The organism is Halococcus morrhuae DSM 1307 (assembly GCF_000336695.1).
Classification (GTDB): domain Archaea; phylum Halobacteriota; class Halobacteria; order Halobacteriales; family Halococcaceae; genus Halococcus; species Halococcus morrhuae.
The window spans coordinates 13,510-26,573 of record NZ_AOMC01000154.1 but is presented as its reverse complement, the minus strand read 5'-3'; the positions used below and the strand labels follow the sequence as shown (position 1 = coordinate 26,573).

The following is a 13,064-nucleotide window of genomic DNA, read 5'->3' as shown; positions in this document are numbered from 1 at the left end:
GCCGAAGGCCGGAGAACGCGCGAGCGAATCGGCTGGGGAGGGTGTGGCTTGCGGTCCTCATTTGTGTCAGGATTTGTCGGTAGAAGCTACTTGCCCGGATCGAATATAGAGAGGGTTTGTCGATTGTATTCACTGAATGAGTTCACGAATCGCGCTGTTCGAGCCACTCCTCCCGCAACAGTCCGTACTGGAGCATGTCGTGGTGCTCGCCGTCGATGAACATGTATTTGCGCCGGCGACCCTCCTCGCTGAAGCCGAGCGATTCGAGCAGTCCCTGGGAAGCGTCGTTGAAGTCGAACGCACCCGCACCGATGGCGGGCGTCCCGTAGCTTCGGAAGACGTACTCGACGACGAGCGCGACTGCCTCCGTTCCGTAGCCTTCGCCGTGGACCTCCGGCACGAGCCAGTAGCCGAGCTCTGGGCGCTTCCAGTCGGCGTCCTCGACCGAGACGACACCGACCCGTCGCACCGCGCCCTCGTCGGGCTGGCCGGGGCCCGCATCGTCGTCGAGACAGACGAGAAAACGATCCGTGCTCTCGGAGCCCCATTCCTCGACCTGCTCTTGGTTCCCGAGTCGGGAACCGAGTGGGTAGCGAATTTCGGGGTTGGCGGATGCGCGCTGCGTGAACGGGACGTCCTCCTCTTCGACGGTGCGGAGCGTGACGCGCTCGCCGCGCTCGATACGTGCGCCGGGCATGATCGTACAACCCGGATAACCAGGATATGCGTTCCGACTCAGTCCGTTTCCGTCGTCAGCACTCCGTCATCTACCAGGTGCCGTGGAAGGTGTCGAACGAGAGCGAATCGAGCGGCTCGTTGCCGACGGCGATCTCGTACTCGCCCGGTGTGAGCATCGGCTTGTGGAATCGCGGGCCGTCGTCGGTCGTGATGCGCGGACAGCCGGTGTTGACGAACGCGTCCATGTCGAAGTTTCGGAGCCGATCGGGCGTCACCTCGTCCATCGTGATGAGGTAGGCGTTGTCGTTCTCCTCGACGATCTTCTCGGCCTGGTCGTAGCGCCCTTGCCCGATCTTCGTACAGAAGATGACGCCCCATTTTTGTGCATCCATCGCGCGGTGGACAGCGCCGTAGCGCTGTTTGAGGAACTTCTCGGTGTCGGCGATCGAGACGGCGTTGTTGACGGGATCGGCGATGACGACACGCTTGTCAGGGTGTTCCATCGCCAGCCCGAGCGGGTGGAACTTCCCGCCGCCGACGTAGAGCACCTGATCGGCGTCGATGTCCGCCGAGGCGTAGTTACAGCCAAGCACCTGCCCCTCGTGGGTGAGTCGCTCGTCGCCGCGGCGAGTGTGAACGTCGAAATCCCGCTCTTCGAGCCACGTACGCATTTCCTCGAACTTGTTCATGTGCTGGGCGGTCGTCACGAGGCCGACGTCGGGGTTTTCGTCGGGATCGGCGAGTTCGTTCAGGGAGTCCTCCAGGATCGGCTCGACGTCGACGTTCGAGAACAGCGGCACGTAGATGATCTTGTCCGACTCCTTCATCGGCGAGTGGCCGAAGTGGACGAAGACGTCAGTCCGGCGCATCATGTAGGTGTCGAGGTCGCACGCGCCGTAACAGGGTTGGCCCGACAGGAGTACCCGCACGTCGTCGGGCAGGCGTTCGCGCAGGTCGTCCGTGACCGCCGGACCGCGGCGTTTCAGCCCCTCGGGGAACTGCAACCCGACCTTCTTCGCGTCGCGCTCGTCGACCGCCTCGACGATCCTGTCGAGCTCGTAGTCCCACTCCCGGTCGTGTTTGAGCGCCATCCCCGTCTTGGTGAGGTCGCCCGATTTCGACTCCGACGTGTGGCTCATTGGCCGGTTTATCGCCTCCTGCCGTTTAGTCCCGGCGTTTTGCCGAGCGACGAGCCGATCGCAACGCGGGAACGGCTCCGCTGCGACCTCGTTTCGTACGAACGGGGCGACACCGTCTCCGTCCACAGCTCCCATCGGTCCGTTCACGTCCACAACCACTCACCCCTCGCCGACGACACGGTGGACGAGCGCGGCTTCGGCCTTCCGGAGATGTTCGGCGGCCGTCCCGGGCGCACAGTCCAACTCCTGAGCGATGTCGGCAACCGTGGCTTCCCGTGGTGTCTCGTAATAGCCGCGTTCGATCGCGATCGTCAGCGCCTCGGATTGGCGCTCGCTCAGGGCGCTCGCGGCGTCCATCCGCCCCGCGTCGTACTGGCCGACGCGTCGAACATCGACATCGACACCGGGTGGGGCCTCGTCAAGCGCGCGCTGGAGCGATGTGGCCGTCCCGACGACCGTGAGGCCGATGGTGCGGTCGGGGCGGTAGTCGATCGGTGGCATCACGACGATGCTGCCGTGCGTGAAGGCGTCGGTCAGCCGCCGTGCGCCGGCATCGAGTCGTTCGCGCGCGTAGACGTAGAATCCGTCGCCGTCGGTCGGCACTACCTCGTGTTCCAGAATCGTCGCGACGTCGGCGAGAGCCTCCGCGTAGGGTTCGGCCGGTCCCTCGGCATAGAATATCATCGTGTTCGTCTCGCCGACGGCGGGGTTCCACTGGAGGAGGCGATAGGACTCATATTTTTCGTGGCTGGCGACGAACTCGTGCATCGGATGGATGATCCCCTCGCTCTGGCCGAGGCGCAATCGCAGATATTTCATGACGGACGTTGTCGTCCTGGTACTTAAACTAGCCTCGCCACCGAGGCAGAACGCGCTCGATGCTGGCGATCGATCCTCCGGTATCGTCGGCCGGCAAGCCGACAGTCCACAGCATGAGTTCGCAGTCATCCATCGAACCGCGGAACGACCACCTCGACGAACCGCTCGCGGAACTGCTCTCCCCGTACACCGTCGCCCGCGACGATCATCGCAACGCACCGGGATTCGTCATCCGTCCCGACGAGGTCCGGGATGTCCTGTTCGCGCTGCGCGACGAGGCGGGCTTCGATCACTGCTCGAACGTCACCGCCCAGGAGTACGAGGACCGCTTCGAGAGCATCTATCACCTGAAGAAATACGCTGATCCGACCGCCGAAGTGAGCGTCATCGTCCCGACACCGCGGGACGATCCAGTAAGCCAGAGTGCGGAGCCGGTCTATCGGACGACCGACTGGCACGAGCGCGAGGCCTACGATCTGGTGGGTATCGAGTACGAGGACCATCCGGATCTGCGTCGGATCCTCCTACCCGAGACGTGGCAGGGTCATCCGATGGGACTGGAGTACAACCAGGAGAAACCCCAGATCGTCACGCTCGAAGCGCACGCCAACCCGTTGGAGAACGACCAACACGACGCCGGTTCGGATACGATGTTCCTGAACATCGGCCCACACCACCCGGCAACCCACGGCGTGCTCCACATCGAGACGGTGCTCGACGGCGAGCAGGTCGCCGCCGTCGATCCGGACCCGGGCTATCTCCACCGCTGCGAGGAACAGCTGTGCCAGCAAGGGACCTATTGCCACGAGATCATGCCCTATCCCGACCGCTGGGATTACCTCGGCGGACAGATCCTGAACGAGTGGGCGTACGCCCGCACCGCTGAAGATCTCACGGATCTCGACGTGCCCGAATACGCACAGCTCATTCGCACGATGAGCGGCGAACTCTCGCGAATCCTCGCCCACATGCTCGCGATCGGGACGTTCGCACTCGACGTCTACGGCGAGTTCACCGCGACGTTCATGTATGCCCTCCGTGACCGCGAGATCGTTCAGGGAATTCTGGAAGACCTGACGGGCCAGCGGCTGATGTTCAACTACCTCCGACTCGGTGGCGTCGCGTGGGATCTGCCTGAACCACGCGAGGCGTTCTTCGAGAAAATCCAGGATTTCCTCGACGGATTACCCCACAAACTCGACGAGTATCACGATCTGCTCACGGCGAACGAGATCTTCCAGCTTCGATGCGTCGATACCGGCGTGCTCGACGCCGAAACGGCCAAACAGTACGGGTGCACTGGCCCCGTCGCCCGTGCCTCGGGCGTCGATTACGATCTGCGTCGTGACGATCCCTACGGCTACTACCCCGAACTTGACTGGGACGTCGTGACCGCCGAGGAGGGCGACAACTACGCACGCGTGCTCTGTCGGCTCCAGGAGATAGAGCAGTCCGCCCGTATTGTCGACCAGTGTGTCGACCTGCTCGAAGACTGGCCCGAGGACGACCGCGAGATCCAGTCGAACGTCCCCCGGACGCTGCGACCCGAGGAAGGTGCCGAGATCTATCGCGCTGTCGAAGGCGCGAAGGGCGAACTCGGCATCTACATCCGGAGCGACGGCACGGACAAGCCGGCCCGGTTCAAGATCCGCAGTCCGTGTTTCTCGAACCTCCACGCGCTGGAAGAGATGGCCGTCGGCGAGTACGTGCCGGACCTGATCGCTTCCCTGGCGAGCCTCGATATCGTTCTCGGCGAGGTCGACCGCTGACCATACGTCCCGTTCCGATACACGGGTAATTGAAACCGCCCGCGCGTCTACGCCGATCCATGCCCGCCGATCTCCCGCTCGAACACGTCCACGTCGAACCCGATAGTCCGACCGACGGCCCCGCGCCGGCGGTGTTCGTTCTCCACGGCCGCGGCGCGGACGAGCAGGACCTCCTCCCGGTCGCCAAGCGTCTCCCCGACGAACTCCACGTCGTCAGCCTGCGCGCGCCCGATCGGCTCATGCAGGGCTACACGTGGTTCGAGATGGAGCTTCCCGATGGCGACATCGGGCGCAGCCAGCCCGAACCCGAGGATTTCGATCGGTGTCTCGATCTCGTCGACGAGAGCATCGCGGCAGCGATCGAGCGCTACGACCTCGACGGCGATCGCATCGGTCTCCTGGGGTTCAGCCAGGGAGCCATCACCAGCCTCTCGCTGCTGTGTGAGGGGCCCGAGCGGTTCGCGTGGGTCGTCTGTTCACACGGCTATCTGGCCGCAACACACACCGATGGCGAGCCGGTGGGGATCGCCGACACGCCGGTGTTCGTCGGCTCGGGCACCGCTGATCGGATGATCCCGGCCGAACGCGCCGAGCGCGCCGCGGATCGCCTCCGCGAGTGGGGCTGCGATGTCGAATTCAACCGCTACGAGAGCGCCCACGGCATCGGCCCGGACGAGCTCGCCGATCTGGTAGCGTGGGTCGAGGATCGACTCGCTTAACCGCCACGTTGAAGACGCTCACGACCCAACCCTGTGGCGATGAGCACCGAATCGGAAGTCGAGCCGGAGATCGACGCCACCACGGGCAGCCAGCCGGAGACGGTCGCGGACGACCTCGGTGCGGCCATCGCCGACATGCCCGAGTACGAGCGGTTCGTCGAGACGAAAGCCGCCGTCGAGCGCAACCCCGAGGCCCAGCAGAAGGTCCAGGAGTTCGAGCGCCTCCGTGATCAGTTCGTCCAGGCTCGCCAGACCGGCGAGGCCACGCAGGACGACCTCGAAACCCTCCAGAACGCTCAGCAGGAGCTGCACAAGGTCCCCGAGATGGCCGAGTTCCTGCAGGCACAGGACGAACTCGATGCACGCCTCGAACGACTCAATCAGGAGATCACCGCCGACCTCGACATCGACTTCGGTGATCGCATCGGCGGCTGCTGTAACGACTAGTCTTCCGGCTGCCGTCCGGCAGTATATAGCCGTCCAGTACCTGTTTTCCGTATGGTCGCCGTCCGCTACACCTGCCCGCGCTGCGACGCGCTCGTTACGCTCGATCGCGCGGCCGAACTCGCCGACAAGTCGGTGACGCCCTTCGCCCTCGACGGCTGGGAGTACGCCGCTCCACACGAGAAATTCGAGAGCGCCGACGGCGTCGAGATCGTCTGTGGTGCGGCCGAAACCGACGGCGAGGGCTGTGGCGAGCTGTTCTATCTGAACTTCGTCAACTACGACGAGGGTCGTGCGGTCGAGGCGCGCACGACGCCGGCGGACGTCTCGTTCGACTTCCTGCGCTAGCCCTTGATGTTGCAGACCGGGAAGGTCCGGGCCACGGTATCGCCGATGCCCAGCTCGTCGGAGACGCGCACGACCTCGTCGACGTCCTTGTAGACCCCGGGGGCCTCCTCGGCGACCGTCGCGCCGCTCTGGGCCTTCACGTACACTTTCTGCTCACGGAGGTCGTCCTGGATGTCCTCGCCCCAGAACTCGTCTTTGGCCTGCGTGCGACTCATCGTCCGGCCGGCACCGTGGGCCGTCGAGCCGAAGGTGGTTTCCATCGAACTCTCGCCACCGCGCAGGACGTACGAGCCAGCGCCCATGCTCCCCGGGATGATGACCGGCTGGCCGACGTCGCGATAGGCGCTCGGCACTTCCTCGCGCCCGGCCGGAAACGCCCGCGTCGCGCCCTTGCGGTGGACGTAGAGTTCGCGCTCCTCGCCGTCGACCTCGTGGGCCTCCTTCTTCGCGATGTTGTGGGCCACGTCGTAGAGCAGGTCCATCTCCATCTCCTCCCACGAGCGGTCGAACACCCGCTCGAACACCTTTCGCGTGCGATGCATGATGAGCTGGCGGTTGACCCACGCGTAGTTGATCGCCGCACACATCGCGCCGTAGTACTCCTCGGCGAGCTGACTCCCGGCGGGCGCGGCCGCGAGCTCCTTGTCCGGCAGCTGCTCCAGAAGCTCCGGATGGGCCTGCTCGACCTCGCGGGTGTACTCGGTACAGACCTGGTGGCCGAGCCCGCGCGAGCCACAGTGGATGAGGACGACGATCTGATCCTCAGAGAGCCCGTAGGAATCGGCCACGCCCTCGCGGAACACGTCGGTCACGCGCTGGACTTCGAGGAAGTGGTTGCCCGACCCCAGGCTGCCGATCTGGTTTTTGCCCCTGTCCTTTGACTTCTGCGAGACGGCGTCGGGGTCGGCGTCCGGACGGCGACCCTCGTCCTCACAGTGGGCGAGATCGTCCTCGACGGCGTAGCCCTCGTCGAGCGCCCACTCGACGCCCCGATCGAGGATCTCCTCGACCGTTTCGACGCCCGACTCGACGACGCCACCGCCGCCGAGTCCCGAAGGGATGTTCGCAAAGAGCGACTCGACCAGCTCCTCCTCGTGGCCCTGAACGTCCTCGTAGGTGAGGTTCGTCGTCATCATTCGCACGCCACAGTTGATGTCGAAGCCCACGGCTCCGGGCGAGATGCAGCCGTCCTCGGCGTCGATGCCGGCGACGCCACCCACCGGGAAGCCATACCCCTGATGACCGTCGGGCATGCAGATCGCGTACTTCTGTACGCCCGGGAGCTGTGTCGAGTTCTTCAGCTGCTGGAGCGTCTTGTCGTCGGCGATCTGATCGAGCAGTTCCTCGCTGGCGAGCACCCGCGCCGGCGCGTTCATCTCCCCCTCCTGTGGGATCTCCCAAACGTACTCCTCGACTCGTTCGAGCGTGACCCCGTCGGCGTCGTACGTGTCCATACGAATCGTATTCGAGCACTACCGGAATAGGTTTCGTCTCCCCGGGTCAGACGTCGAAGACGACGTAGGCGTTCCAGCCGTCACTATCCTGTTCGATGCGCATTTCGGAGTACGTCACGGCCTTCACCTCGCGCGCGTCGACCGCCCCGAGCGGGACGCCCCGTGCGCTTGCGTCGAGCCGCCACCCGTCGTCCGCCCGATCCACCGTCACCCGGTTCGCGACGGGAAGCACGCCGCGCACGTCGCGCTGGTAGATGCAGTCGGCGAGATACTCGTAGAGCAGCGCCTCGCGGTTTTCGGCCTGCACCGCGAACGAGAACCGGTCGCCGTCGTCGGGGATCGCCTCGCACATCGCCGCCGCCAGCCCGTCGGCGACCGCGCCGAACGCCTCGTCGACCGTCTTGCCGTCGGCGGCGACGGCCACGTCGGCGGTGTGCTCGCGGAGTTCGAAGCTCACGACTCGCCCCGTTCCGGTCGGTCGGTTTCATCGGGCCGCTCGGTGGGCTCGCCCGGCCCACCGACGACCCCCTCCGCGACGGTCGTCCGCTCGGCGTCGTACTCGCCGAGCGCCGCCATCTCGTCGGCCGAGAGGCTCGCCGCACCCTCCGTGTCGCCGATCGCCACGCCGCTCGTGACGATGGCGCTGACGGCCTGCTCGACGGTGAGATCGACGTCGTAGACCTTTGTCGCGGGGACGTGGATCAGGAACCCACCCATCACGGGGTTCGGCGCGAGCGGCATGAACAGCGTTCTGAGATCGTCGTGGCTCGCCGCCTCGTCGACGGTCGCCGGCGGTTTCGCGGTGACGAACGCGAAGGAGTAGGTCCCTTCGTTGGGGAACTCGACGAGCTTTACGTCCTGGAAACTGCTGGTGTCGCTTTCGAGCAGGACGTCGCTCATGCGCCGAAAGCTGGTGTAGACCGAGCCGACGCCCGGGATCGCCTCCATCGCGGTGTGAAACCACGCCGAGAGCTTTCGGTCCGAGGAGGTCGCGTGCGCGACGAAGCCGACGGCGAGCACGATCGCCACGAGCGCGAACACGGTCCCGAACTCGATGAACACGGAGCCGAACTCGGGGCCGAGACCGATCGTGCGGGCGAAGCCGACGACCGGGCCGACGAGGCCGAGCACGCGCGCGGCGGCGACGACCGGCGTGAGTACGTTGCTGAGGAAGTTGAGCACGAACCCGAGTATCATCACGGTGATGAGAAACGGGATCGTGAGCGCGGCACCCGTGATCAGCCATTCACGCACCTGATATAGCAGTCCCGACGATTCTCGCGAGTCCGACGCCGAAGCCATACCGCTGTCAGCGGGTGCCGCGTCGAAAGCGTTGTGCCTTCGATTGCGGGCGGTGGAGTTATAGTTCCCTACACGTAACGCCCGACGGTGAGTATCGATGTCACGAATCGCGTCGTCGAGCCCGGCAATGACGAGCATCTCGACGCCGCGTGGGAGCTGAAAGAGCGCATCCGCAGCGAGGAGGGGGTGCTCAAACAGCGCCGCGGCTTCTTCGCCGACGCCTACCGCCGAGCGACCGTCCATCTCGTCTTCGCTGGCGAGGAGGAGCTCATCGGCTTCGCGGCCGTCCGCCGCGACGGCTACGTGCTCTTTCTGGCCGTCGACATGCCCCATCGTGGCGAGGGGTTCGGCGAGCGCCTCATCGCCACCGTCGCCGACGAGCACGGCTCCGTGAGCTGTCACGCCCGCGCGAGCAATCAGGACGCCGTCGGCTTCTACGAACACATCGGCTTCGAGGTCCAGCGCCATATCGATCACTACTACGAGGACGGCGGCGCGGCCTACTACCTCAAACTCGGTGACGGCGGTCTCGCCGATCGCATCTCGTCGTTCTTCCGCGGTTGACTGTCATCTCCAGTCCGTCGAAAAATCTTGTCCCTACAGCGCCCGCTCAATCGCTGGCGTGGGCCTGCTCGAACGGTCTGGGCGGCAGCCTGAGCTCGTCGAGCCCAGGGAGATGTTTGATGTTGTAGATCACCTTCATCTCGTCGGTGAGCGGGATGCCGTTACATGAGAGGCGAATTCCGTGGGCCTTCATCTCCGGTGGGAGGATCGTGTCGGCGGGCATCTCCAACTCCCCTTCGACGACCGCGACCGCACAGTTCGCGCATGCCCCGCCGCGACAGGCGTAGGGCCACGCGAACCCGCGGTTCTCGGCGGCTTCGAGCAGCGACTCGCCCGGTTCGACGACGAACTTGCCGTGGTTGACCGGGTCGAGATCCGCGTCGCCCGCCTTCCCGAAGAGATCGCTGTCGCCGACGTCCCAGCCGTGATCGTCGAGCACGGCGTAATTCAGATATTCGACGTGTGCGCCCTCCGGGCCGTCGTCCGGTTCGGGCTCCTCCTCGATCTCCTCTTGCTCGGGCGGCGCTTCGAGCTCGCGGCCGGCCTTGGCCGCCTCGTAGGCCGCCCGGACGCGCTGGAACTCCGCGGTCGACCCCCCGTGGTCGGGATGGGCCTCGATGATGCGCTCGCGGTAGGCTCTCCGGAGGTCGGCCTCGCTCGCGTCGGGGTCGATGTCCAAAACCTCGAACGGGGACGCCACACCGGATATACCGTGCCCCGACTGAAAAGGATTCCCGATGCGGAACGGCGCTGTGGCCGCTCTGCCGGCCATCGAGCGCTCGCGGGATCAGTCGTCGCCGAGACCGAGTCCGGGATACCAGCGATCGGCACCGGCCTCGCGCGCCCGCTCGTCCATCCGGGCGAGCAGCGCCGTCGCGAGGCTCGCCGTCTCGGCCGCCCGGTTCTCGCCTTCGGTGCGGAACTCGCCGGTCGTCCGGTTGGCATACACTGTGCAGACCGCGCCCGCCCGCAGCCCGTAGAGATTTGCGAGGCTGAGGATCGCGCTCGATTCCATCTCGAAGTTGAGCACGCCGGCCTCGCGCAGTTCCTCGAAGCGCTCCTCGCTGCCGGCGGCCTCGAACCCCTCGAACCCCGGCCGGCTCTGACCCGCGTAGAAGCTGTCGGTGCTCGCGGTCACGCCGACGTGGTAGTCGTGGCCCAGTTCCTCAGCTGCGGCGACCAGTGCCGCCACGACGCGGTCGTCGGCGCTCGCGGGGAACCCCTCGCGGACGTACTCGTCGCTGGTTCCCTCCTGTCTGACCGCCCCTGAGGTGATGACGAGATCGCCGACGTCCATCTCGGGCTGGATCGCCCCGCAGGAGCCGACCCGAAGGAACGTCTCGCAGCCGACGCGCGCGAGCTCCTCGACGGCGATCGCCGCCGAGGGACTGCCGATGCCCGTCGAGGTCGTGCTGATCGGCGCGCCGTCGTACGCGCCCGTCGCGGTGCGGAATTCGCGGTGTTCGGCGACGATCTCCGACTCGTCCCACTGATTCGTGATCTTCTCGATGCGCTCGGGATCGCCCGGCAGCAGTACGGTGTCGGCGACGTCGTCGGGGGCGACCCCGAGGTGATACTGCGTCTCGTCGTTCGGATCCTCGCTATCGCCGGCCATACTCCGACTACACCCATCGGTAGCAAATAAGTCGCGGTTGTCTGTTGACATACCTGTGTGGGGATTGATTTATACGACTGCTTTCCGAACGATTCGCTATCTGATGACGGCTGCTGTCAAGGATCGACTTCAGCGGATGGACGAATACGACTTCGAATATTTCGTCGCCGACATCTGGGGGCGGGTGGGATGGGACTGCGAGGTCTCGCAAGCATCCGCCGATGCCGGAATCGACGTCGTCGCAACGAAATCGAACCCCTACAACCGGAAGGAACTGATCCAGGCCAAACGATACGGCCCTAATACGACGGTTGGAGGTCGCGACATCAGGGAGTACGCGAGCCTGAAACAGCAGGAGTCCAACGTCGATTCTGTTGCCGTCGTAACCACCAATTCGTTCACGAGACAGGCCAATGATGTGGCCGAGAAGATGAACGTGAAACTGGTCAACGGTGACGATCTCGCCTCGATGGTCGAAGAACTGGGCGCTGAGAATCTCATGGCGCAGTACGATATAGATACACCGGAGGAACCACAGCCGACGACGAACGAGGAGAGCACACTCACTCACGAAAGCACCGTTTCGTCAGCGGAGAGCGACGACGGATTGCTCGCGAAAGCGGTTCGGGCACGCGACTGGCACAGTACCTTGCTCACGACTACCGGACTTGCATTCGCGACCCTCCTCGTCAGTATGCTGTTGGACGGGACGACTGCCGGCCTTCTCGGGGCGGTTGGCAGTGCGGTCGAAACCGCTTTCGGTATCCTATTTATTATCGTTGCAGTCGCTCTCTACCTCGACATTCGATACGTTCGTCGTCACAGCTCTTGGAATCCGACGGCATGGCTCTACCTAGTGGGACTGTTCTTTTTCTACATCACCGTTCCAGTCTATCTCTATCGAAGACGCGGAGCGATCTGATCCAGGTCAAATCCGCTCGGAACACCCCGGCGATGTAGTTTAGTCTATTTGCCCAACGTCTCCGCCGAAATGGCGTCCGGCAGCAGTTCGCCGAGTCGGTATTCGCTTTTGGAATCCTCTTCGTCACAGAGCACCCGGAAGTCGTCGTCGCAGAACTCGGAGAGGCTCTGGCGGCACATCCCACATGGAAGAACGCCGTCGCGCTCGGAGGAGGCGACCGCGAGGCGCGCGAAGTCGTGGTGACCGTTCTTGACCGCCTCGGCGAGCGCGACCTCCTCGGCGTGGAGGCTGTTCGAGTAGTTGGCGTTCTCGATGTTACAGCCGAGAAAGACCGTTCCGTCCGCCGTTTCGAGCGCTGCCCCGACCCGATATTCCGAGTAGGGGACGTGTGCGCTTGCCGTCGCTTCACGGGCGCGGTCGATGAGTTCGTCGTCGTCCATGCCCGTGGAGTCACTCGCGTGGCGTCAAATACCCACCGGGACTCGACGGAGCGTGACGGAAGCTCCCGCTCAGAGCTTGCCTTCGGCGTCGGTGGCGAGCTCGCGCATACGCTTGCCGATGCGGCCGGCGTCGGAGAACTCGTCGTCGCTCATCGCCTCGGCGAGGGCGTTGCCGAGGATGAAGACGGCGTGTTTGTGCTCGTTTTTCGATTTGTGGACGTCGTCAGGCGTGACGTCGAGTTTCTCGTAGGTCTCGAACAGCTCCGGGTCGACGTCCTCGCGGTTGTTGACGAATTCGGTGATCGTCACCATCTCCTCGTGGAGTTCGAGGAGTTCCTCCTTGTGCATATTGGGTAACTAGAGGAGTTCGGCCGGTTTAACGGTTGTCCTCACGAGCGGTCGCACACCGTCGGACAGCAGTACGGAACGATCGGCATTCGATACCGTTTCAATAGATCGTCGCGTCACGGGCTCATGATCAGCCCCGATAGTATCAGAAGACGTACTCGTCCTCGTGGCCCATCATCCCGTCGTCTTCGAGGCCTGCGCCCTCCTCGTCGTCCATCGGTCCGTTCGTCTGATACGCCCGCATTCCCGACGAGAGAAGCTCTTCGACCGCTTCCTGACGGTTGAGGAACTCCCCTTCCTCGACCATGCGCGCGATCTGCATTTCGAGCTGCTCCGGGATCGTGATCTCTACTTTAGCCATCGGAACACCGGGGCTTCGGTAGAGGGGTATTTAATTCTGACGGGGAAAACAGTTCGTGCTGGGAAAACACTCTCTTATGAAATACAACTCATAGTTTCGAGATACAAAACATATCTTTCGATCGATGCATGGCAAGACTCCG

At 64.3% G+C, this 13,064-nt stretch carries 17 protein-coding genes; 6 read left to right on the top strand and 11 right to left on the bottom strand.

Going from position 1 to position 13,064, the window contains the following annotated elements:
* Positions 1 to 142: 142 nt before the first annotated feature.
* From C448_RS13975 to C448_RS13965, 3 genes are all read right to left on the bottom strand, one after another.
* The gene (locus C448_RS13975) at positions 143 to 697 is read right to left on the bottom strand and encodes a GNAT family N-acetyltransferase (protein WP_004055717.1); all 555 of its coding nucleotides are present in this window, start codon (positions 695 to 697) and stop codon (positions 143 to 145) included.
* 70 nt (positions 698 to 767) lie between these two features.
* Positions 768 to 1,817 (bottom strand): diphthamide biosynthesis enzyme Dph2, encoded by a 1,050-nt coding sequence (gene dph2 / locus C448_RS13970; protein ID WP_004055715.1) that lies wholly within the window; start codon positions 1,815 to 1,817, stop codon positions 768 to 770.
* 159 nt (positions 1,818 to 1,976) lie between these two features.
* A complete protein-coding gene (locus tag C448_RS13965; RefSeq protein WP_004055713.1) occupies positions 1,977 to 2,636 on the bottom strand; it encodes a helix-turn-helix domain-containing protein in 660 nt (219 codons plus the stop codon).
* Between the two features lie 113 nt (positions 2,637 to 2,749).
* Here C448_RS13965 and C448_RS13960 point away from each other — a divergent pair, with 113 nt between their 5' ends.
* Genes C448_RS13960 through C448_RS13945 form a run of 4 tightly spaced genes read left to right on the top strand, consistent with a single transcriptional unit; the run spans position 2,750 to position 5,916 of the window.
* A complete protein-coding gene (locus C448_RS13960) occupies positions 2,750 to 4,405 on the top strand; it encodes an NADH-quinone oxidoreductase subunit D (RefSeq protein ID WP_049916359.1) in 1,656 nt (551 codons plus the stop codon).
* A gap of 59 nt (positions 4,406 to 4,464) precedes the next feature.
* The gene (locus C448_RS13955) at positions 4,465 to 5,124 is read left to right on the top strand and encodes an alpha/beta hydrolase (RefSeq protein ID WP_004055709.1); all 660 of its coding nucleotides are present in this window, start codon (positions 4,465 to 4,467) and stop codon (positions 5,122 to 5,124) included.
* 39 nt (positions 5,125 to 5,163) lie between these two features.
* Positions 5,164 to 5,571: a YlbF family regulator gene (locus C448_RS13950; protein WP_004055706.1), complete on the top strand. Its 408-nt coding sequence runs from the start codon at positions 5,164 to 5,166 to the stop codon at positions 5,569 to 5,571.
* A 51-nt stretch (positions 5,572 to 5,622) separates the two neighbouring features.
* Positions 5,623 to 5,916, top strand: coding sequence for a hypothetical protein (locus C448_RS13945; protein WP_004055703.1), 294 nt, complete (start codon positions 5,623 to 5,625; stop codon positions 5,914 to 5,916).
* Here the strand turns inward: C448_RS13945 and C448_RS13940 are convergent.
* The 3 genes from C448_RS13940 to C448_RS13930 are packed head-to-tail and all read right to left on the bottom strand — an operon-like array spanning position 5,913 to position 8,672.
* Positions 5,913 to 7,370, bottom strand: a complete 1,458-nt coding sequence (locus C448_RS13940; RefSeq protein ID WP_004055701.1) for an RtcB family protein — start codon at positions 7,368 to 7,370, stop codon at positions 5,913 to 5,915. The two genes, C448_RS13945 and C448_RS13940, sit on opposite strands and share 4 nt — an antisense overlap.
* 46 nt (positions 7,371 to 7,416) lie before the next feature.
* On the bottom strand, positions 7,417 to 7,827 hold the full coding sequence (locus tag C448_RS13935) for an archease (protein WP_004055699.1): 411 nt from the start codon (positions 7,825 to 7,827) through the stop codon (positions 7,417 to 7,419).
* The gene (locus tag C448_RS13930) at positions 7,824 to 8,672 is read right to left on the bottom strand and encodes a DUF502 domain-containing protein (RefSeq protein ID WP_004055696.1); all 849 of its coding nucleotides are present in this window, start codon (positions 8,670 to 8,672) and stop codon (positions 7,824 to 7,826) included. The genes C448_RS13935 and C448_RS13930 overlap by 4 nt, the downstream gene beginning before the upstream one ends.
* 87 nt (positions 8,673 to 8,759) lie before the next feature.
* Here C448_RS13930 and C448_RS13925 point away from each other — a divergent pair, with 87 nt between their 5' ends.
* Entirely contained in the window at positions 8,760 to 9,236 is a 477-nt protein-coding gene (locus tag C448_RS13925; protein WP_004055695.1) for a GNAT family N-acetyltransferase, read from the top strand.
* A gap of 46 nt (positions 9,237 to 9,282) precedes the next feature.
* Here C448_RS13925 and fer read toward each other — a convergent pair whose 3' ends face one another.
* Both fer and C448_RS13915 read right to left on the bottom strand, forming a co-directional pair.
* Entirely contained in the window at positions 9,283 to 9,936 is a 654-nt protein-coding gene (gene fer / locus C448_RS13920) for a ferredoxin Fer (protein WP_004055693.1), read from the bottom strand.
* A gap of 87 nt (positions 9,937 to 10,023) precedes the next feature.
* Positions 10,024 to 10,851, bottom strand: a complete 828-nt coding sequence (locus C448_RS13915) for a nucleoside phosphorylase (protein ID WP_004055691.1) — start codon at positions 10,849 to 10,851, stop codon at positions 10,024 to 10,026.
* Between the two features lie 103 nt (positions 10,852 to 10,954).
* Between C448_RS13915 and C448_RS13910 the strand changes: the two genes are divergently transcribed.
* Complete coding sequence (locus C448_RS13910; RefSeq protein ID WP_004055689.1) at positions 10,955 to 11,773, top strand: restriction endonuclease; 819 nt, start codon at positions 10,955 to 10,957, stop codon at positions 11,771 to 11,773.
* 44 nt (positions 11,774 to 11,817) lie between these two features.
* Here the strand turns inward: C448_RS13910 and cdd are convergent, their stop codons facing one another.
* The 3 genes from cdd to C448_RS13895 form a co-directional block, all read right to left on the bottom strand.
* Positions 11,818 to 12,213, bottom strand: coding sequence for a cytidine deaminase (gene cdd, locus C448_RS13905; protein WP_004055687.1), 396 nt, complete (start codon positions 12,211 to 12,213; stop codon positions 11,818 to 11,820).
* A gap of 69 nt (positions 12,214 to 12,282) precedes the next feature.
* Entirely contained in the window at positions 12,283 to 12,561 is a 279-nt protein-coding gene (locus C448_RS13900) for a UPF0058 family protein (protein ID WP_004055685.1), read from the bottom strand.
* 145 nt (positions 12,562 to 12,706) lie between these two features.
* A complete protein-coding gene (locus tag C448_RS13895) occupies positions 12,707 to 12,922 on the bottom strand; it encodes a DUF7120 family protein (RefSeq protein WP_004055681.1) in 216 nt (71 codons plus the stop codon).
* Between the last annotated feature and the right edge of the window lie 142 nt (positions 12,923 to 13,064).